Below are 21212 nucleotides of genomic sequence, written 5' to 3'. Positions count from 1 at the left end.
ACCGCCCCCTCCAGATAGCTGCCCGCTTCGCTTGTCGCTGATGAAAGGATCCGGTTCCCAATGCATAAGAGTAGTGTTGTCCCCGTAATTGCGGCGCTGGTCGCTTTCCTGTCGGTTTCAACCATGCTGCGGTTTCCAGGGTTGCCGGTGGGGATAGGTGAAATCATTGTGGTGTTGGCGGCCTGTATATTCATACGGCGCGGGAATTTTCTGCAGAACCTCAAGCATCCGTTGATGTTGTTCTGGCTTGCCTTCATTGCCACAGCCATCGTTGGTTACTTCGTCAGGAAGGTGCAGGGCGAGGGTACGATCCATACGGCCATTGCTTACGTCTATGCGGCCGGCTTTACCTTGATCGTGCTGGCCTATGTCGGCGATTTGAACAAAGTGGCTTTCCAGCGATTCATTCGGGCAATGGGCACGATCCCAATACTGTTGCTGGCCATTCCGCTGCTCATCTTCCTGATCGGTAGCGTCTGGCTCTCCGATATGCTGGAGATCAACACGACGTTTTACCCATCACGTGTTTCGGCGTGGTCAACCAACCCCAATCAGCTAGCGCTGTTCTTGTTGCCCGTACCAATCTGGATGGCAGCTATTTATCAGAACACCCAATGGCAAGGCTTGCGGCTGTTCAAAAAGTTCATTTTCTTGTGGTTCTTCTTTTTCCTGGGTTTTTGCGTACGCAGTGACGCCCTGCTGTTGGCATGGTGCATTGGTTTGCCATTGTTGACCGGGATGGCCTGGTGGTGGCTGGGGCGTTTGAACTGGAAGTTCTTTGCCGTCATGCTTACGGCGTTTGTACTGGCATTCGGTTCATTCAAGTATTTCTTCGATGGCCCTGGCCAGCAGTTGTTCCAGAGCATGCGAGCAGAGATTGCCGAGCGCCTTGCGGCACAAGAGCGAGAGGTTGCGGCCAACGAAAGCAAAGGTGTCGAGGCTGTCAAGGATGAAAAACCTTCGGTGTTTGCCGCGATTCTGAAGAGTGCCCAAGTACTTGCGCCGCAAGCCAATGACGACACCGGGCATCAGGCCATACCTGGCCAGCCTTCATTCGGGCGATCGGACTCGGCGATTGGCATAGGCATGGACCCGAACAAGGCCGGTGTGCGCAAGACGCTCTGGATTCATGCCTTGGAGGTCTGGAAACTATCGCCAATCGTGGGGCATGGGCCGGGTGCATTTTCCTACCTTGATTCGCCGGAGCAAAGGCAAGAGGCGCATAACCTTCTGCTGGACATGCTGACTCAGGTGGGGGTTGTAGGGGTTGTTCTATTTGCCGCCTTATATCTCTGGCTGTTGGCTGGCGCGATCAAGGCGCGCGACCCGTATTCGATTACCCTGCTGGTGATCCTGATGGTGTTTTCTGGCGCACATTTCATGCTTCGCCAGCCGGTATTCACGCTGTACATGGTCATGTGTGCGGTGATGATCAAGAATCGGCTGTTCGGCCTTGAAAGCAATGAAGCTGAAAAACCTGCATGAATGACCGACTCTAGAGCATCGGGAGCTGGCTTGTCCTGATGCCAGTCAGTTAACCAATTTGGGGCCGCAACGCGGCCCCGTCAGTCTTGACTGACGGGTATTTGAGCTCGTCCATCCCATGCATCGCGTAATTTCCTTCGCGGGTAAACCCGCTCCTGCACCGTCCTGTATTACCAGCCTTGCCAATCGCTGCCCGTTGTAGGAGCGGGTTCACCCGCGAACACCGGTGTGGCCGGTGTCATTGGACAGGATGTCCAGCTTCAGATCTGGCCCGGCCTGCGCCGCCACAGGCGACTGCCGACATAACAGGCGACCACGATTGCCGCATACACCAGCAGGAAGGGAATGACGCTGTAAAGTCCCGTACGTGGCAGCAGCATCAGCTTCACGAAAATCATCACATGGGCGCCAAACACCAGCGAGTGGGTAGCATTGACCAACCTCGCCAGCAACGCTCCGAATGCGGCGGCTGCGATCAGGTAGGCACCCGGCACCCACAGGGTGAAAGCATAAAAGTCCGCGAACAGCGACCAGCCCATGCCAAAGCCTTTCTGGTAGGCATCACCCGCCAACACGGCTTTCGACAGGTACTGCCCGAAATACAGTTGATCCAACGGGATACTGGTGCCGTTGAGGGCCGCCAGCGCAGGGGTGATCGGCAGTATGCCATGCACGTAGGCAAGGGCAGGATAGTGATCGATCTGCAAGGCGGAATGAATATACAGCGCAGTCAGCCCCTGGTTATCAATGAACCAGGGCAGCAGCAGCGCCTTGCTCGCTCCGAAGTCGATGCCGCGCGTACCCATTGCCGCCATCAATACGATGCCGCCCAGCAATACCGGAATGGCCAACAAGGCAATGCGGTCGATACGCCGTATTTTCGTATGAAACAGCCAGGCGCAAAGTAGGACAAAACCCATGATCCCGCCGCGAACACCTAATTGAAGATTGGCGGTGTAGTAGATGGCCAATAGCCCCAATACACACCAGCCCAGCCACTTGCTTCGCGAAGCGAAGGCCAGGCCCAGCGCCAGCAGCAGCCCATATTGTGCAGCCGTGCTACCGCGCGTGGTGAAGTCTGCTGATGCAGACCCATACAACGCCACGTAGCCGTTGTTGTGAACAGCTCGGTAGGCATCCGGGAAGCTGATCATGAACGCCAATGTGGAAACACTGGCCAACGCAATGGCCGGGATGAGCAGGGATGAGGTCCATTGCAGGTCTTGCCCGGTGGCGATGCTTGCCGGCTTTTTCCACAGGCTGAACATATACCCGGCGTGCATGGCATGCAGGCAAGTCACCAGGTAGAGCGTCAGCCGCAAGCCTTCGCGCGCGGTCAGCTCGATGGAGACGAAATCCGGCCGGTGCACCGAGAAGATATTGCTTTCCATCTTCAGCATTGCCACGTCAAAGCCCATGGCATAGGCGATGAAGCGACCACCAATGAACAAAGCCGTGCAGCCGAGGAAAAAGAAGTAGCTATGTACAAGCGTGCGATGCACCAGCGCGCTGGATACGAGCATGAAGGCCAACGACCCCACCATGCTTATCGTCGCCCAAGCCTGCGCCTGTTGCAGCGTCGCAGACTCGGGGGCAATCAGCCAGAGGCAGAAGAATATCGGTATGAGGGCAACAGAAGCCAGTGCGACATTACGCGGGTTGCAAGCTGAATCGAATACACCGTATTTGCTGAACATGCGAATCACGATCCCTCATCAGTGGTGGTTCCCTGCGAGCCCATCACATCAGCTGAACCCTGTACTAGCGGCCCAGCTTCATTGATTCGAGCATTGCCGCATTTACGCGGTGAACATCATATTTTTCCTCGGCTAGTGCCCGGCTGGTCCGCCCCATCTGCTCGCGCAGCTCGCCCGAGCCGGCCAGGCGGGCCATGGCCGTCGCCAGTTCGCCTGCGCTGCCTGGCGCGACCAGGAAGCCATTGACTCCATCCTGAACCGTCTCGCGGCACCCGGGTGCATCGGTGGTGATCACTGCCCGCCCACTGGACATGGCTTCCAGTACCGAACGTGGCGTGCCTTCGCGATACGATGGCAGCACGAATACGCTGCAGTTGGCGAGGTAGGGTTTCACATCGCTTACCGCGCCGTGATAGTGGACGATGCCCTCTCGTACCCAACCGTCCACAACCTCAGCGTTGATGCCTGACGGGTTCGAGTCCAAGGGGCCGACCAAATGTACCTCGGCGTCCGGGTGTTGCGCCTTGAGCGTGCGGGCCGCATCGATGTACTCGAGTACGCCTTTGTCCTTCAGTAACCGGCCCACGAACAAGAAGCGCGGCAGAGGCGGTAGCGGTGCCACCGGGTAGCGTTGGGTGTCGACGCCCGATCCATTGACCACCCAGGTCGGCAGTGCAGCCTTCACCAGCCGCTGTTCCTTGAACAACTGCTGGTCATCAGGGTTCTGGAAAAACAGGCCATGGGCGAAGCGCAGGCCGAACCGGTACAACCCGGAGGCGATACGGTTGATCAGCTTGCGCTTGAAGCTCGACTCGACATCGGTGAAGGCATAACCCAGCCCGGTGATCAGTGCATAACGATGCCTGACACCGGCGAGGGCAGCGGCAGGCAAGCCATAAACCACCGGTTTGATGGTGTAGGCGAGGACCACATCCGCTTTGACTGCTCGCAGGCACTGACTGACCTGCAGCAAGTACCTCAGGTCGGCGAACGGGTTCAACCCCGCCCGGGACATGGGGACTACATGGTACCCGACGCCCTTGTCGGCCAGCCGTTGGCGAACAGAGTCATCATCTTCAGGAGCAATGGCCACGACTTCATGGCCATTGGCGCGCAGCGCATCCAGAAGGTCCCCGCGAAACCGGATCAGCGACTCGGCATGCCCGGCGATGACGGCGATTCTAGACATGCTTGCCTACATGGGTAATGTAATACGCTGCGCAATCCTGCAAGCCGGCTGCAATGCGATGGGTTGGCGAGTAACCCAGCAAAGACTGGGCCTTGGTGATATCTGCCTGCGAGTGGCGCACGTCTGCCGCCCTGAAATCGCGGTAAACGGGGGTCGCGTCCTTGAGTTGCGGTTTGCTGGTGGCAGCCAGGTCGCGAACATGACCAAACAGCTCGTTCAGAGTCGTACGGTCGCCCACGGCCACGTTGTAGACCTGATTGAACGCATCGGCATTCTGGGTCGTGGCAGCCAGCAGGTTGGCCTGTACGGCGTTGGCAACAAAGCAGAAGTCACGGCTGGTTTCACCGTCGCCATTGATGTAGATGGGCTCGTCGCGCAGCAGGGCGCCAAACCATTTTGGAATGACCGCCGCATAGGCGCCGTCAGGGTCCTGCCTTGGGCCGAACACGTTGAAGTAGCGCAGCCCGATGGTTTGCAAGCCATAGCAGCGGGCGAACACATCGGCGTACAGTTCGTTGACGTACTTGGTAACGGCATACGGAGACAACGGCTTGCCGATGCGGTCTTCAACCTTCGGCAGGCCAGGGTGGTCGCCGTAAGTCGAGCTGGACGCGGCATAGACAAAGCGCTTGACGCCAGCATCGCGGCTGGCGACCAGCATGTTGAGGAAGCCATCGATGTTGGTGCTGTTGGTGCGGATCGGGTCTTCCAGAGAGCGTGGAACGCTGCCCAGTGCTGCCTGGTGCAGCACGTAGTCGACACCCTCTGCCAAGGCCAGCTGGCAGTCTTCCAGCTTGCGGATGTCACCCTGTACGAATTTGAAATTTGCCCAGGCAGACGGTTCAACGGCCTGCTGTACAAGGTCCAGGTTTTTCTGGTGGCCGGTTTCGAAGTTGTCCAGGCCGATGACGCGCTGGTTCAGGCCCAGCAAGGTTTCGAGCAGGTTCGAACCGATGAAGCCGGCAACGCCGGTGACCAGCCAGGTACGCGGCGCAGTGGCCAGTTCACCAAGCAGTGTTTGGTAGGTGTTCATGCCATTCTCCATTACAGCCGCCAGAAGCGCGCGCCCGCTTGTTCCAGGGCTGGGCCGTCGCAGACACCTTTTACGTCAATGACGACAGGGGCGGTGTGCATCAGTTTCAGGTATTGCTCGGGTGCCCAGCGTGCATAGGCATCGTGTGCAACCGCTACTACCACGGCCGCGGCCGGCTTGAGCTGGTCCAGGGCCAGCAGAGTTACGCCATACTCGTGCTCGGCTTCCTCGGCGGCGGCTTCTGGGTCGAACACCTGTACAGTGACGCCAAAGTCCTCGAGCTCTTTGATGATGTCGATGACGCGCGAGTTGCGCAGGTCCGGGCAGTTTTCCTTGAAGGTCAGGCCGAGCAGGGTGACAACAGCACCAGCAATCGGGTGGCCGGCATGGATCATCTGCTTGATGGTCTGTTGGGCAATAAAGGCACCCATGCTGTCGTTGATGCGGCGCCCGGCCAGGATCACCTGAGGGATGTAGCCAAGCTTTTCGGCCTTGTGTGTCAGGTAATACGGGTCGACACCAATGCAGTGACCCCCGACCAGTCCCGGTTTGAACTTCAGGAAGTTCCACTTGGTGCCGGCAGCTTCCAGCACGTCAAGGGTATCGATACCCATGCGATCGAAGATCAGTGCCAGTTCATTCATCAATGCGATGTTCAGGTCGCGTTGGGTGTTTTCGATGACCTTGGCGGCCTCGGCCACCTTGATGGAGGCGGCTTTGTGCACCCCGGCAGTAACGACCGAGGCGTAGACGTCGGCGACGATTTCGAGGGTGGCTGCGTCCTGCCCGGAAACCACCTTCTTGATCTTGGTGAACGTGTGTTCCTTGTCGCCCGGATTGATACGCTCCGGGCTATAGCCCACGGTAAAGTCCACGCCGCATTTCAGGCCGGAAATGCGCTCCAGGATGGGCACGCAGATTTCTTCGGTTACCCCAGGGTAAACGGTGGATTCATAGACGACGATGTCGCCCTTTTTCAGCGCCTTGCCTACGGTTTCCGAAGCCTTGACCACGGGGGTGAGGTCGGGCTGGTGAGCATCGTCAATCGGCGTGGGAACAGCGACAATATGGAAGTCCGCCTTGGCCAGTACATCCGTCTGGCTGGTGAATTCGATTTGCCCCTGCGCGAGCTCTTCCTGGCTGACTTCATTGGTGCGGTCGTGGCCAGTGCGAAGTTCCTGCAGGCGAGCTTCGTTGATATCGAAGCCGATTACCGGCCCGTGTTTGCCAAATGCGACGGCCACGGGCAAGCCTACATAACCCAGCCCGACCACTGATACCTTTCTTGGATACATCGACATACCTCAAAGTAATGAAAGCTGCTGTTCAGAGGGTGCTTTTACGATCAAGCCAGGCCTGGAACATCAACACGGGCCAAAGCTGTTGCTGGTAGTTGCCATGGCCGCGAAGGTGCTTTTCCCAGACACTGCGAATCGGCCCAGGTACGAAATAACCTTCTTTCGCCAGCCGTTGCGGGTTGAGCAAAGACTCTGCCCAATCCCGCAACGGGCCGCGCAACCAATCGTGAAGTGGAATACCAAAGCCCATTTTCGGGCGTTCGATAAGTTCACGCGGAACATAGCGATAGAGTAGCTCGCGAAGTATCCACTTGGTGTTGCCATTACGGATTTTCAACGACATTGGCAATGTGGAGGCAAACTCCACGATGCGATGGTCCAGGAACGGTACGCGGGTCTCCAGGCTGACGGCCATGGCCGCGCGATCGACCTTGGCCAATATATCGTCTGGCAGATAAGTCAACGTGTCCTGGCGCATCATCCATGCAGCGAAGTCACTGTCGCCTACCGATGCCAGGCCTGGCAAGCGGGCACCGATGACCACGTCTGCGGCATTCTGCCATTGCGATACCACATGGTCGTACATGTGGCTGGCGCTTGCGTGGCGCATCACGCCAGCGAGTTTGTGCAGTTTTTCGCCTGGCAGGCGGACCCGCAGTGACGCCGGAGTAATGGGGCCCAAACCGTTGGCGATGGCATCCCAGCGGCCTGGTGGGGCAGCTTCGATCATGCGTGCGGCAAGCCTGCGTGCCGGGGCTGGCAAGCGGCCCAGTTTGTGCCACACCTTGGGCAGATACTGGTACCGGTTGTAGCCGCCAAACAACTCGTCCCCGGCATCGCCAGACAAGCTGACGGTGACGTGTTCGCGTGCCATCCGGGAAACCAGGTAGGTCGGAATCTGCGACGAGTCGGCGAAGGGTTCGCCATAGATGTCCGGCAGTTTCGGTACGATGCTCAATGCGTCGTCACCCGATACATAGAGCTCGGTGTGCTGTGTGCCCAGGTGCCGGGCCACTGCCTTGGCGTGCTCGGCCTCGTTGTAGCCGGGATTGTCGAAGCCAATGGTGAAGGTTTTGACCTTTTGCGCCGACAGCGACTGCATCAGGCTGACAATCAGTGTGGAGTCGATGCCGCCAGACAGGAATGCGCCCAGCGGCACGTCTGCGACCATCTGGTCGCTGATTGTACTGCGCAGCAGGTCGTGGAGCTTGTCGATAGCTTCGTTATCGGCGTATTGCGCCTGAGCGTCGGCGGCTACCTTCGGCACTTCCCAGTAACGCTGTGGGGCGCCGGTGGTACCGCTGTCCAGCGCGGCGCGGTCGAGCTCCAGCCAGGTGCCGGGCGGCAACTTGTGAATGCCCTGGTAGATGGAGTGGGGCGCCGGGACGTAGGCGTACTTCAGCAGCAGAGCCAGGCTGTCGCGGCAGATGTCTGCGTGGAAGCCGGGGTGTGCCTCGATGGCCTGCAATTCGGATGCGAATAGCAGCGCGCCGTTCTGGTAGCCATAATACAGCGGCTTTTCGCCGATCCGGTCGCGGGCAAGGGTGAGGGTTTCACGGTCCCGGTCCCATACCGCCAGGGCAAACATACCGACCAGCTTGCACAGGGTTTGTTCTATACCCCAAAACTCGAAGGCAGCCAGCATGACTTCGGTGTCTGAATGGCCGCGCCAGGGTATTGACCCTTGGGCGGCAGCTTCGAGGGTTTTGCGCAATGCCTGGAAGTTGTATATCTCACCATTGAAGACCATGACATAGCGGCCATTGGCCGATGCCATTGGCTGGTGGCCTGCGGCGCTCAAGTCGACAATAGCCAGCCGGCGGTGGCCAAGGAACAGTCCTGCACCGTTGTCCCAGGCGCCGGCATCGTCCGGGCCGCGGTGAACAATGGCGTCGGTCATGCGGGTCAACGCGCTGGGCGCGTCGTACCTGCCTTGGCTGTTGGGGTGCCAGAACCCTGCAATACCACACATAGCACAATCCCTTGATAATCAATTGGGTTGAGGTTTCTCGCGCAAGGCAGTGAAGATGCCATGTTTGACCGCAAGGGCACAGATGATCATGTAGAGGCTGAAGACCGGCTGTCGGAGCATGAAGTGAGCGCCGGAAAAAATCATCAGCACCACCAGTACTGCCAGCGAGTACGAGTCGCGGGCCTGGCAAGCCTTTACCAGCAGCCACAGGTACAAGGCTGCAAACAGTAGCACGCCGATGATGCCCACCTGGGTCAGCATGTCGAAGCCAAGGTTATGGGCCTCTTCTTTTTTAGCCGGGTCTTCAAGATACGAGAATGCCCCTGGGCCATGCCCGATGAACGGGGCCTGCAGCCAGGCCTCGTACGCATGAATCCACAGCGTCTTGCGCACACCGCTTTTGTTCTGGTCGAAGCCCACGCCGATGAGCGAGTCGGACTTGCCGGGCGCGAATGCCGGGCTGCTGCCCTTTGCAGGCGCTGTGCCGAAGATCGAGGCCACGGCGCCGGAAACAGCAGTCTCGGCCTTGACTAGTTGTTCGCGGCCCGGCCCGTCGACCATGACCTTGAAACTGGCGAAAGCCAGCACGAACGCGGCCAGTGTGGTGCCGAACAGCCTCCAGTTGAACGGCTTGGCCCAAACCAGCGCCACGCCGGTCAGCAATGGCAAGCCGATGAACCAGGCCAGCAGCAAGGCATCGCTGCGTACACAGATACCCAAAACGAAGAACGCCCAGATCAGTCCGAAGTTTCGCAGCCAGCGCTTGCCTTGCCATTTGGTATCGCGGTAGACCGCCAACAGCCAGAACGGTATGGGCAGCAAAAGCAGACCAAGCTGGTTCGGGTTGGTAGACCAGGCAGACAGGCGCGACGGGAAGTCGGTGTTGATACCCAGCAAGCCTGCCAACTCGGTCGCATCGGTAGCGAAGCACAGGAATGGTATGAGCAACATCAGGCCGGGGACGAGCACCAGTGCCTTGATGAAGTGTTCGAACTGCTGCTTCGAAGCCTGTTCCAGGCAAGCGATGGCCATGAGCGAGAAGCAGCCTGAATACAAGTAGGCGGCAGCGGTATGCATGGAGCTGGCGCCCTTGACCGTACCGAGCAGCATGGCCACTGCCGCGATGGCAATGAAACCCATCCAGAACAGCATGACTGGATGCTTGAGATATCGTATGGCCTGCCTGTAGCGCAGCGCCCAGAGAAACAGCAGCATGACCATGACTTCGCCGATACCTATCGGCATGCTGCCAAAGCGCAGCTCTGTCGCAACCGACGCGAAAACGACCAGCGCAGCGCCGATCGCAATGGAGTTCACCTTGCTCATCACACCTACCTGATAACACGCAACTGCTTCGCCAGAAGGGCGAGCCAACACACTGATACGGCTAGCAGAAGCAGGGGGACCACTACTGACATGCCGTGAATGAGGGGGACAGCGAATACGCCTATGGCGACGCCCGCCCAGGGCAGCAAGCCCACAATCGAGCTGCCCCAGGGTGACGCCAGCAGGGCGCCGTTGCGGCAGTCGACAATGACCACGGCAAGCATCTGGGAGGCGAACCAGGCCCAGCCGATTTCCCGCGTACCCTCGCCTTGGAAGGCATACAGGGTGGCAGCGCCGGCTACCAGCGACAGCAGGTTGATCAGCAGAGCGGTGCCTGCATCTTTCTGAGCCTGAAGGAACTCATAACCCAGGCGAACATGGCCAGACATGCAGATGCCTGCCAGCAGCCCTGCGGCAAACGGCGCGGCCGCCTGCAGTGGCGGGAACCTCTGTGCCAGCAGCGGGAACACCGCCAGCCCGGCCAATGTGAGTGTGGCGTAAACCAAGGCGCTGCCCAGGTTTATCTGACTGATCATGCCTTGTAGCCACGTGCGTTTTTTGGCGTCGGCCAGCCACTGGCATATTCTTGGATAAACCAGCACCGGGTACAGGGTGGCGACGAACCATACCTTGTTGAGTACGTCATACACCGACCTGTACTTGCCCAGTGTTTCGGCGCCGTACGCGTGGCTGATATAGATAGAGATGAACTCGGTGGCAAGCACCTGCAGCAGCGCGACACCGACGATGGGGGCGGCCTGGCGATAGAGTGCGCCGACGAAGCCCCAGGCGACCTGGCCGCCTGCTTCGCTGGCCTTGCCGCGCCAGAACAGCCAGAGGATCAGGTAGTCGGGGACCTTGCGCAGGACGATGGCCGCCAGCACCCATTCGATTTGCTGGGTGCTGGCAGCAACGATGGCGACGGTAAAGAAGCGGCTCAACTGAATGCACAGTTGATATTGCGCATAGGTGAAGTGCCGGCCGTGCAGCACATTGAGCATCTGGAAGTACTGGCCAGGCAGCGCCATTACATATTCGACCAGCGCTGCGGCACCAATCCAGTAGGCAAGGTCCAGGCGTTCGGTGCGCAGCGGGAACAACTGTGAGACACCTTCGGCAACCAGGGGCGTGCTGATCAGCAGTACCAGGCCGGTGATGATGTACGTTGCCCGCGATGAGCGGATCAGTTGGCTGCGCTGTTGGTCGTTGGCCGAGTAAGCGCTGCTGACCACCGACTTGGACAGGGCCGAGTCGAGAAACAGCAGGGTGCTGGAGAGAATGATATAGATGGAATAGAAGCCATAGCCATCGAACCCGATGAAGTACACAACAATCGGGATAATCAAGATATTGAGTAGGAAATTCAGGCCGTTGGCAGAATAGAGTGCCAAGGATTTTTTCAACCAGCTATTCAACCTCATCTCCCTATGCCGAGTTTAATAGATTTCGGCATTCCGGTTGCCTACGCGGGTGGTTTGGGGCGTGAGGCCCATTATTATGGTGCGGCGCAAGCAGCTCCCAGCTGGCCTTCCAGCAGCAAGGGGCCGGTAATGATACTGGATAGGGCGACTCTGGCAAGGGGCTTGAATAGAGCACGGGAGGGGGGATTTTCACGAGTAAGCAGTGGGAAGGATTTTGCTGGTAGATAATTCGAGATTGGCTGTAGGACTTTTCCGTTTGTTGCCTTAATTTTAGGAAAGTCCGGCGCGGGGCCGCCAGGCAGGCCTTGGTTGCCCGGAAGAATAAACGTGGCCGTCGAGTGAAGTCTGGCAACGTAAAATGGGCAGAGTTCCCTATAGGCGCAATGGTTGGCAATAGTTCTCGCCGAGGCTCGGCGGCTCAAGTGGTGATTTCCGGCGCTGCGGAAAATCTATATGCCGCCTGCCAAGCCCTGAATCCTGGGAGGCTGATGCTACGGCAACCCTGGATCGCAGCAGTCCAGGGTTTTCCCCACCCCCCCAACCCGCGTATCATCCCCTCACACAAATCTGAAATTCCCCACGCCAGCTCCCGACCACAAGTCTTGCTTCCCCCGCGTGCACAGCAGCTTCAGATAACCAGACAATCATCAGTGATACAGGATGACCAGCCACACACGTGGCTAGGCCAGGCATGCCGGCTGTCCGCAGGATGGGACGGTGCCCGATGAGTTTTGAAGGAATAGGTTTTGATCAAGCGTAGACAGGTTGCAATCGTTGGTTGTTCGTATCGTTTCCCCGGCTCCACGTCTGCCAGCTTCTGGCAGAACCTGATGGCGGGGCGTGACCTGGTCACCCAGGTTGACGCCTCCCGTTGGGAAAAAGCCGAGTTCCTGCACCCGGACAAGGCCAATCCTGCTACCAGCTACACCTTTGCCTCCGGTACCCTCGGCGACATCAGTGCCTTCGATGCGGGCTTCTTCAATATATCGCCGCGCGAAGCGGCGATGATGGACCCGCAACAGCGCATCCTGCTGGAACTGTGCTGGGAAACCTTCGAAAACGCCGGGGTCAAGCCATCCAGCCTGCGTGGCAGCAACTGCGGCGTGTACCTGGGTATTGCCAGCGTCGAGCAGGCCTACCGTCTGGTCGATGACATGGCCTCGATCGACGGCGCCACCGCCACCGGCAATACCATGAGCATCGCCGCCAACCGGCTGTCGTTCTTCTACGACCTGCGCGGCCCGAGCATGGCCATCGATACCGCCTGTTCCTCGTCGCTGGTGGCGTTCCACCAGGCTTGCCAGGCAATCCTCAGCGGTGATGTCGACCAGGCCGTGACCGGTGGCATCAGCCTGCACATGCACCCGTTCGGCTTCATGATCTTCTCCAAGGCCACCATGCTCTCGCGCACTGGCCGTTGCCAGTCGTTCGACGAGAACGGTGACGGCTATGCCCGTTCCGAAGGCGGTGGCCTGTTCCTGCTCAAGGACTACGATCAGGCCGTGGCCGATGGCAACACCATCCTCGCGGTGGTGGCGGCCAGTGCGGTGAACACCGATGGTCGCAAGTCCAGCCTGACCCTGCCCAATGCCGAGGCCCAGGCGGCGCTGCTGCGCCAGGCCTACGCCAAGGCGGGCATCGCCCCTGAACAACTCGACTACCTGGAAGCCCATGGTACCGGGACTTCGGTGGGTGACCCGATCGAGACCCGCGCTATCGGCGAGGCCCTGGGCCAGGCGCGTGGCGCCGGCAATCCGCTGCCGATCGGCTCGGTCAAGAGCAACCTCGGCCACCTCGAAGCCGCCTCTGGCGTGGCCGGCCTGATGAAGGCGCTCAACTGCATGGCCGAGCGCACGGTGCCCGCGACCATCGGGGTCAAGGCACTCAACCCGAATATCCCGTTCGGCGACCTCAACCTGCAGGTGGTCACCGAGCCGCTGCCGCTCAAGCGCGAAGGCCAGTTGACCGTTGGCGTCAACTCGTTCGGCTTTGGTGGGGCCAATGCCCACGTCATCCTGCAGAGCGCCGAGCCGCAGCACCCTGCAGCGCCACAGGTCGGCAAGCGCAGTGTACCGCTGCTGCTCAGTGCCAAGACCGAACAGGGCCTGCGAGCCACTGCCGAGCGTTTTGCCGCCTACCTGGCCGAGCATGCCGACGCCGATTACTACGATGTGGCCTACCAGGCCATGTTCCGCCGCGATGCCCACGCCCACCGCCTGCTGCTGATCAGCGACAACGCCGCTGAAGCTGCCCAGGCACTTGACGACTATGCCCAAGACCCGAGCCTCAGCGAGCTCAGCGCCGTGCTCGAAGCCGGCCAGGCGCTGGATGCCGCCAGTGGCCCGGTGTTCGTCTACTCCGGCAATGGCTCGCAGTGGCAAGGCATGGGCCGGGCGATGCTCGGCCAGCCGCTGTTCGCCGCCGCCATCGACGAAGTGGACGCGCTGTTCCAGCCGTTGGCGGGCTATTCGCTGCGTGCCGAGCTGCTGGGCGACAATGGCGAAGGCCGCTACGCCCGTACCGAAATCGCCCAGCCGGCGCTGTTTGCCCTGCAGGTGGCGGTTACCCGCGTACTGGCCGCCGAAGGCATTCGCCCGGTGGCCGTGATCGGTCACAGCGTGGGTGAAGTGGCCGCCGCCTGGGCCAGCGGTGCGCTGAGCCTGGAAGATGCGACGCAAGTCATTTTCCACCGCAGCCGCCTGCAAGGCTTGACCCGTGGCACCGGCCAGATGACCGCCGTTGGCCTCTCGGGCGAGGCGACCGCAGCACTGATTACCGAGCTGAGCCTTGAGGGCCGCGTGGTCGTCGCTGGCGAAAACAGCGCCCGTGGCGCTACCGTGGCGGGTGAGGTCGACGCCCTGGCCGTGCTCGAAGAAGCCCTGGCCGAGCGCCAGGTCTTCGCTCGCCGCCTGGACCTGGATTACGCCTTCCACTCGCCAGCGATGAACCCGATCGAGCAGGCAGTGGTCGCGGATCTCGCGCACATCCGTCCGCAAGCGACGCAGATCCCGTTCTACTCAACCGTGGTCGGAGGCGAGCTGGCCGGCGAGCGCCTGGGCAGCGATTACTGGTGGCAGAACATCCGCTTCCCGGTGCTGTTCCAGGGGGGCCTCGACGCGCTGGTGCGCAACGGCCTGAACCTGTTCGTCGAAGTCGGCCCGCACCCGATCCTGCGCAGCTACGTGACCGATGTGCTGGCCCAGTGCGAGCAAGCGGGCCAGGTGGTGGTCACGCTCAAGCGCAACGACCACAGCTCGCAGTTGCTGGAGCGCAGCGTGGCGCGCCTGCTGATCGCCGGCGTCGAGCCACAGTGGCCGGAGCGCTTCCCGGTCGCCGGCCGCCCGGTCAGCCTGCCCAACTACAGCTGGCAGCGTGATCACTTCCAGCTGCCGGTCAGCGCCGAGTCGCTCAACACCCTCAACCGCGAGCGTGTGCACCCGTTGCTGGGTTACCCGCTGGTCGATCAGGCGCTGACCTGGGAAAACCGCCTGGACACGCAACAGTTCCCCACCCTGGGTGACCACAAGGTGGGTGAGTCGGTGCTGTTCCCGGGTGCTGGCTTCACCGAGCTGGCACTGGCCGTGGCGCAACTGCACCAGCCTGGCGAGTTCGTCGACATTGAAGAGCTGGAAATCCACAACCCGTTGCTGCTGAGCAGCGAGGGCAGCAAGAAGGTGCGCGTGCAGGTCGAGGAGGCCGATGGCACCCTGCGCATCAAATCGCGCTCCCTGGCCCAGCGCGAAGACTGGGTGCAGCATGTGGTCGCACGCCTGCCGGGCGAAGCCCGTGGTGTGCTGCTTGGCGGCCGCGCGCCAGCCTTGCCACAGCGCCCGGCGGACTTCACTGCCGAGCAGCACCTGGCGCTGACCTGCGCGGTCGGCCTCAACTACGGCCCGGCCTACCAGACTGTAGCGGCAGCCTGGGTCGAGGCGGAGCGGGTGCTGGCCCAGCTGGCCGTACCGGCCGTGATCGAACACGAACTGGCCGGCTTGCACCTGCACCCGGCCTTGCTCGACGGTGCCTTCCAGCTGATCACCGAGCTGTTGGCCAGCCGCCCGGGCCGCAACCACGGCCTGGCGTTCATCCCGGTCAAGCTGGGCCGTATCGCCTTCAGCAAGGCCGGCGGCGTGCCGGTGCTGGCCGAAGTGCGCCAGCTCAAGCGCACCGAACATTCGTTGCTGGTCGACTTCACCCTGTTCGATGCCAACGGCGACGCCGTGTTGGCGATCAAGGATGCGCGCATGCGTGCCGTGCGCCTGCAATACGACCGCAGTGGCGAGATCAAGCGCCTGGGCCACGTAGGCCTGGCCGCCCCAGGCAAGGTACTGCCGGTGCAGCGCCAGGCGCTGGCCGCGACACCGCTGGCAGGCCTGCTGCAAAGCCTGGCCGACGAGCCGGCGCAGGTGCGTTACCTGAATGAAGTCGAGCCGTTGCTCGACGTGCTCTGCGCAAGCTTCATGCTCGACCTGGTCGAACAGGCCGGTGGCCGCCTGAGCGCCGAGCAGGTGGCGCTGTGGTCCCAGGGCCAGGGTGAGTTCCTGGCCAGCTTGCTGCGCAACGCCGAGCAGGACGGCAGCCTGGTGCGCGGCGCCGATGGCAGCTGGCAGTTGGCCGACACCGGCGAGCGCCCGTCGTCCGAGGCCATCTGGCAGGAGCTGTTCCAGAGCTACCCGGAGTACTTCCAGATCATCCATTCGGTGGGCCGCATTGGCCGCCACCTGCAGGCCTTGCTCGATGCCAGCCAGGCGCTCGACACCTTGCTGCCGCGGGAAACCAGCGGCGCCAGCCTGGCGCGCCTGGTGCTGGGTGCAACCGGCCAGCAACGCGTACTCGCTGGCATCGGCCAGACCCTCGACGCCCGCCTGGCGCAGTTGCCGGCCGGGCAGCGTCTGCGGGTGCTGGAGTTCGGCCTCGGCGGGCCGTCGTTTGCCGAGCTGCTGTATGCCGGGCTGGATTTCGACCGCATCGACGTGGTTTACGCTGTGGCCGAGCCAGAGCTGCAGCAACACCTGCGCGACAACTGCCCGGCACTGAGCGTGGTCGGGCTTGAACAACTGGCCGAGGCCGGCAGTTTCGACTGGGTGCTGGTACCGAGCGACCTCGGTGCCTTGGGCACCGTGGGTGACGCCGTGCGCCAGGCCGCTGCGCAGCTCAACCCGCATGGTCAGTTGGCGTTGCTGGGGCAGTACCCGGCACGCTGGGCCGACTTTGTCTTCGGTGCCCACGCCGACTGGTGGTTGGCCGGCCCGCAGCACGCGCTGTCGCGTCAGCAAGGCCCGGCTTTCTGGGGCCATGAACTGCAACGCCATGGCCTGACCACGCTGCGTACGCTCGATGCTCTGCCAGGCAGTGCCTGCGGCAGTTACCTGCTGCTGGCCGACAAGCCTGCCGGCGGGGCAGCTGCTGCGGTCGAGTTGGCCGTGCAACGCTGGGCCGTGCTGGCCGAAGCGGGGCAGGGCGCCGCACAGTGCCTGGCCGCGCAATTGCGCGAGCAAGGCCAGCAGGTCAGCCTGTTGCTGCCTGGTGATGCCGAGGCCCTGGCCACGCAGCTTGGCGCCCTGGATCAGGCGCCGGAGCACGTAGTGCACCTGGCCGGTTTCGACAGCGCGGCCGGCCTGGATGGCCAGGCCGAACGCTGCATGCAGGCGGCCGCCCTGGTGCAGGCCTGCGAGGCGTTGAACATCGCGCCGCAGTGCTGGCTGTTCAGCCGCGGTGCTGCCGAGCACCTGTATGCCAGCGACAGCGCCGCCAATGTCGATGCCATCGCCGATGCCGCCTTCTGGGGCTTTGGCCGCACCCTGGCCAACGAATCGCCAAGCTGCCGCATCCGCTTGCTCGACCTGGCCCACGGCGCCTCGCCGTCGCTGGCGCTGCCTGCGCTGCTGAACGCCGACAGCGAAACCGAACTGGCACTCGATGGCGAGGGGCGCCGCTACGTGCCGCGCCTGCGGGTGCTGGCCAATGCCGCGCCAGCCGAGCAAGCCCGTGAGCAGTGGGTGTGCCTGGGCTTCGACCTGCCCGGCCAGTTGCGTAATCTGCGCTGGGAAGTGCGCGAGCCGCGCCAGCCAGCGGCCGACGAGCTGGACATCGCCGTGCGCGCCACCGGCCTGAACTTCCGTGACGTGATGTTCGCCCTCGGCCTGCTGTCTGACGAAGCCATCGAAAACGGCTTCTCTGGCCCGACCCTGGGCTTCGAATTTGCCGGCGTCGTGCAGGGCAAGGGCGCCGATGTGCTGGGCGATTTTGCCCCGGGTGATCGCGTGGTCGGTTTCGGCCCTTGCAGCTTCGCCAACCGCCTGGTGACAAACGCCAACGCCGTGGCCCGCATCCCTGAAGGCATGTCGTTCGAAGCGGCGGCGACCATCCCGAGCACCTTCTTCACCGTGTACTACGCGCTGCATCACCTGGCGCGCCTGGAGCCGGGCGAGAAGGTGCTGATCCACGGCGCCGCCGGTGGTGTCGGCATTGCCGCGATCCAGATCGCCAAATGGCTGGGCGCCGAGATCCACGCCACCGCTGGCAGCGACGAGAAGCGCGACTTCCTGCGCCTGCTGGGTGTCGACAACGTCTACGATTCACGTTCGCTGGCCTATGCCGACCAGGTACTGGCGGCCACGGGCGGGCGTGGCGTGGATGTGGTGCTCAACTCCCTGGCTGGCGAGGCGATCAACCGCAATTTCCGCGTGCTCAAGCCGTTCGGCCGCTTCCTCGAACTGGGCAAGCGCGACTTCTACCAGAACACCCGCATCGGCCTGCGCCCGTTCCGCAACAACATCAGCTATTTCGGCATCGACGCCGACCAGTTGATGAGCGAACGCCCGCAGCTCACCCGGCGCTTGTTCGCCGACATGATGGCGCTGTTCGAACAGGGCATCCTGCACCCGCTGCCGTTCCGCGAGTTCGACGCCAACCAGGTGGTCGAGGCCTACCGCTACATGCAGCAGGCGCGGCAGATCGGCAAGGTCGTGGTGACCTACGGCAACCCCATCGAACACACCGTCGAGACCCGTGAACAGCCGCAACGCGCGCTGCAGCTGGCCGCCGATGCCAGCTACCTGGTCACCGGAGGCCTGGGTGGCTTCGGCCTGCGAACCGCGCAGTGGCTGATCGACAAGGGTGCCCGCCACCTGGTACTGCTCGGCCGCCGCGGCCCGGCCAGCACCGAGGCACAACCGCAGCTGGCGCTGTGGCAGGCCCAGGGCATCGATGTGCAGGCGGTGGCCTGCGACATCACCGACCGTGCCCAACTGCAAGGTGTGGTCGAGCGCATCGCCACCAGCCCGTGGCCACTGCGTGGTCTGGTGCACGCCGCGACGGTGATCGACGACAGCCTGATCCGCAACCTCGATGGCGAGCAGCTGCAGCGCGTACTGGAGCCCAAAGCCAAGGGCGCGCAGTACCTGCATGAGTTGACCCAGGGCCTGGCGCTGGACTTCTTCGTGATGTTCTCGTCTGCCACCACCCTGTTCGGCAACCCGGGCCAGGCCAACTACGTGGCCGCCAACCATTGGCTCGAAGCCCTGGCGCGGCATCGCCGGGCCCAGGGCCTGGCCGCCACTGCCGTGCTCTGGGGGGCGATCGACGATGTCGGCTTCCTGGCCCGCAACAGTCAGATCAAGGACGCCCTGCAAAGCCGCATGGGCGGTGCTGCGCTGCGTGCCGAGGCGGCCTTGGCGCAGCTCGAAACCATGCTGCTCGACGGCGACAACGGCCATGGCGTGCTGGAGCTGGACTTCAAGGCGCTGTCGCGCTTCCTGCCCACCGCCAGCACCCCGCGCTTCATCGAACTGGCTCGTACCCACGGTGGCGACCAGGACGATGACAACGACGGTGAAGACATCCAGCGCATGCTTGCCGAACTGGATGACGCCGAGTTGCTGGAGCGCTTTGCCGAAATGCTCAAGCATGAGGTGTGCGAGATCCTGCGTCTGCCGCCAGCGCGCCTGGACAGCCAGCGCCCGTTGCAGGAGCTGGGCCTGGACTCGCTGATGAGCGTGGAGCTGGTGGTTGCCCTGGAAGAGCGCTTCGGCATCCGCTTGCCGGTGATGGAACTGAGTGAAAGCTCCAGCATCGACAAGCTCAGCGTGCGCCTGCTCGAGCTGCTGCGTGGCGAAGCTGGTGGCGGTGAAGTGCAGCTGGCGCAGAACGTGCTTGCCCGTCACGGCAGCGAACTCAGCGCCGAGCAGGTGGCTGAACTGAATGCGGAGCTGGCCGATGCCAGCGTGGCACCTAACCGTCTGATTGATTAAGAGCCCTAGATGACAGCCAGAACCCCCACCGGCCTCGGTGGCGACACCAAGCAACGCCTGATCCAGCAAGCGCTTGCGCGCCGGCGCAGCGAGGCCGGTGCAAGCGCCGAAGGCGCGACCCTGGAGCAGGCGCAGCAGGCCGCGCTGAAAGTGCCCGAAGCGTTTTACCGCTTTGACCAGCACCCGGGTTACCAGCAGTTGCGGGTGATGCAGCAGGGGGCCGTGCGGTTGGGTTTGAGCAACCCGTTCTTCCGCCTGCACGAAGGCACTGCCGGTGCCGAGACGCGCATTGGCGAACGCGAGTACCTCAACTTCGCCAGTTACAACTACCTGGGTTATTCCGGCCACCCCGTTGTGGCCGAAGCGGCCAAGGCAGCCATCGATCGCTACGGCACCTCGGTGTCGGCCAGCCGCCCGGTATCGGGCGACCGCCCGCTGCACCGCGAGCTCGAGCGTGAGCTGGCCAGTTTGTACGAGGTGGATGATGCCGTGGTCATGGTCAGCGGCCATGCCACCAACGTCACCACCATCGGTTACCTGTTCGGCCCGCGCGACCTGGTGGTGCATGACGAGCTGATCCACAACAGCGTGCTGCAGGGCATTCAGTTGTCTGGTGCGCGCCGCCTGAGTTTCCCGCACAACGACTGGCAGGCGCTCGACCGCCTGCTGGGCGAGCAGCGCCAGCATTTCGAGCGGGTGCTGGTGGTGGTGGAGGGCATCTACAGCATGGATGGCGACTACCCGGAGCTGCCGCGCTTCGTCGAGCTCAAGCGCAAGCACAAAGTGTTCCTGATGGTCGACGAAGCCCACTCGCTGGGTGTGATGGGGGCAACGGGCAAGGGCATTCGCGAGCACTTTGGCCTGGCGGGTGATGATGTCGATATCTGGATGGGGACGCTGAGCAAGACCTTGTCCAGTTGCGGCGGTTACATTTGTGGCAGCACGGCGCTGGTCGAGCACCTGAAGTTCCTGGCGCCGGGGTTCCTGTACAGCGTGGGCATGCCGCCAGCGGTCACGGCCTCGGCCCTGGCGGCGCTGAAGTTGCTGGCGGGCGACCGCGAACGAGTCGCCCGGGTGCAGGCGCGTGGTGAGCTGTTCCTGCGCCTGGCGCGCGAGGCCGGGTTGGACACCGCGACCAGTACGGGGCTGGCGGTCATTCCGGTGATTACCGGCAGTTCATTCAAGGCCGGGCGGTTGTCCAGCGCCCTGTTCGAGCGCGGGATCAATGCTCAGCCGATCCTCTACCCGGCAGTGCCCGAGCAATCCGCGCGGGTGCGGTTCTTTGTGTCGTGCGAGCATACCGAGGAACAGATTCGTCATACCGTGGCGGCGGTGGCCGAGGAGATGGCCAGGCTCGGCTAAGGCAGGCCCGGCCCCTTCGCGGGGCAAGCCCGCTCCCACAGGATTGTCAGTGCCTGAAAGCCAGTGGAGAGGCCTGTCAGTGCCTGAAAGCCAGTGGAGAGGCCTGTCAGTGCCTGAAAGCCAGTGGAGAGGCCTGTCAGTGCCTGAAAGCCAGTGGAGAGGCCTGTCAGTGCCTGAACG

11 protein-coding genes are annotated in these 21212 nt (G+C 62.2%); 3 read left to right on the top strand and 8 right to left on the bottom strand.

Annotated features, from left to right (window positions below):
- The first annotated feature begins 60 nt into the window (after nt 1-60).
- Nucleotides 61-1485 (top strand): O-antigen ligase family protein, encoded by a 1425-nt coding sequence (locus tag ACIPZ5_RS23635; RefSeq protein ID WP_400810887.1) that lies wholly within the window; start codon nt 61-63, stop codon nt 1483-1485.
- A gap of 260 nt (nt 1486-1745) precedes the next feature.
- On the opposite strand, the gene wzy is transcribed toward ACIPZ5_RS23635, so the two are convergent.
- The 7 genes from wzy to ACIPZ5_RS23600 all read right to left on the bottom strand — a co-directional run bounded on the left by wzy (nt 1746) and on the right by ACIPZ5_RS23600 (nt 11391).
- Nucleotides 1746-3182 (bottom strand): O-antigen polysaccharide polymerase Wzy, encoded by a 1437-nt coding sequence (gene wzy / locus ACIPZ5_RS23630; RefSeq protein WP_400810885.1) that lies wholly within the window; start codon nt 3180-3182, stop codon nt 1746-1748.
- Between the two features lie 64 nt (nt 3183-3246).
- Nucleotides 3247-4371, bottom strand: a complete 1125-nt coding sequence (locus tag ACIPZ5_RS23625) for a glycosyltransferase family 4 protein (protein WP_343599007.1) — start codon at nt 4369-4371, stop codon at nt 3247-3249.
- Entirely contained in the window at nt 4364-5404 is a 1041-nt protein-coding gene (locus ACIPZ5_RS23620; protein ID WP_343599009.1) for an NAD-dependent epimerase/dehydratase family protein, read from the bottom strand. The genes ACIPZ5_RS23625 and ACIPZ5_RS23620 overlap by 8 nt, the downstream gene beginning before the upstream one ends.
- Nucleotides 5405-5415: 11 nt before the next feature.
- Entirely contained in the window at nt 5416-6705 is a 1290-nt protein-coding gene (locus ACIPZ5_RS23615) for a nucleotide sugar dehydrogenase (protein ID WP_400810883.1), read from the bottom strand.
- 25 nt (nt 6706-6730) lie between these two features.
- Nucleotides 6731-8674, bottom strand: a complete 1944-nt coding sequence (gene asnB, locus ACIPZ5_RS23610) for an asparagine synthase (glutamine-hydrolyzing) (RefSeq protein ID WP_400810881.1) — start codon at nt 8672-8674, stop codon at nt 6731-6733.
- Between the two features lie 18 nt (nt 8675-8692).
- On the bottom strand, nt 8693-10000 hold the full coding sequence (locus ACIPZ5_RS23605) for an O-antigen ligase family protein (protein WP_400810879.1): 1308 nt from the start codon (nt 9998-10000) through the stop codon (nt 8693-8695).
- A 5-nt stretch (nt 10001-10005) separates the two neighbouring features.
- The gene (locus ACIPZ5_RS23600) at nt 10006-11391 is read right to left on the bottom strand and encodes a lipopolysaccharide biosynthesis protein (RefSeq protein ID WP_400810877.1); all 1386 of its coding nucleotides are present in this window, start codon (nt 11389-11391) and stop codon (nt 10006-10008) included.
- A 776-nt stretch (nt 11392-12167) separates the two neighbouring features.
- Between ACIPZ5_RS23600 and ACIPZ5_RS23595 the strand changes: the two genes are divergently transcribed.
- Both ACIPZ5_RS23595 and ACIPZ5_RS23590 read left to right on the top strand, forming a co-directional pair.
- Nucleotides 12168-19670, top strand: a complete 7503-nt coding sequence (locus ACIPZ5_RS23595) for an SDR family NAD(P)-dependent oxidoreductase (RefSeq protein ID WP_400810875.1) — start codon at nt 12168-12170, stop codon at nt 19668-19670.
- Nucleotides 19671-19679: 9 nt separating this feature from the next.
- Entirely contained in the window at nt 19680-21032 is a 1353-nt protein-coding gene (locus tag ACIPZ5_RS23590) for an aminotransferase class I/II-fold pyridoxal phosphate-dependent enzyme (RefSeq protein ID WP_343599021.1), read from the top strand.
- On the opposite strand, the gene ACIPZ5_RS23585 is transcribed toward ACIPZ5_RS23590, so the two are convergent.
- Nucleotides 21029-21212, bottom strand: a 184-nt coding sequence (locus ACIPZ5_RS23585; RefSeq protein ID WP_400810873.1) for a hypothetical protein, incomplete at its 5' end; no start/stop codon positions are given. The two genes, ACIPZ5_RS23590 and ACIPZ5_RS23585, sit on opposite strands and share 4 nt — an antisense overlap.

Source organism: Pseudomonas sp. NPDC089428 (assembly GCF_044749325.1).
Lineage (GTDB): Bacteria > Pseudomonadota > Gammaproteobacteria > Pseudomonadales > Pseudomonadaceae > Aquipseudomonas.
This window is presented reverse-complemented; position numbering and strand designations above follow the sequence as displayed.

Bases quoted from the DNA above. Each gene is read 5' to 3' on its own strand.
- ACIPZ5_RS23635 (WP_400810887.1), top strand. From the start codon at position 61: ATGCATAAGAGTAGTGTTGTCCCCGTAATTGCGGCGCTGGTCGCTTTC.
- wzy (WP_400810885.1), bottom strand. From the start codon at position 3,182: ATGTTCAGCAAATACGGTGTATTCGATTCAGCTTGCAACCCGCGTAAT.
- ACIPZ5_RS23625 (WP_343599007.1), bottom strand. From the start codon at position 4,371: ATGTCTAGAATCGCCGTCATCGCCGGGCATGCCGAGTCGCTGATCCGG.
- ACIPZ5_RS23620 (WP_343599009.1), bottom strand. From the start codon at position 5,404: ATGAACACCTACCAAACACTGCTTGGTGAACTGGCCACTGCGCCGCGT.
- ACIPZ5_RS23615 (WP_400810883.1), bottom strand. From the start codon at position 6,705: ATGTCGATGTATCCAAGAAAGGTATCAGTGGTCGGGCTGGGTTATGTA.
- asnB (WP_400810881.1), bottom strand. From the start codon at position 8,674: ATGTGTGGTATTGCAGGGTTCTGGCACCCCAACAGCCAAGGCAGGTAC.
- ACIPZ5_RS23605 (WP_400810879.1), bottom strand. From the start codon at position 10,000: ATGAGCAAGGTGAACTCCATTGCGATCGGCGCTGCGCTGGTCGTTTTC.
- ACIPZ5_RS23590 (WP_343599021.1), top strand. From the start codon at position 19,680: ATGACAGCCAGAACCCCCACCGGCCTCGGTGGCGACACCAAGCAACGC.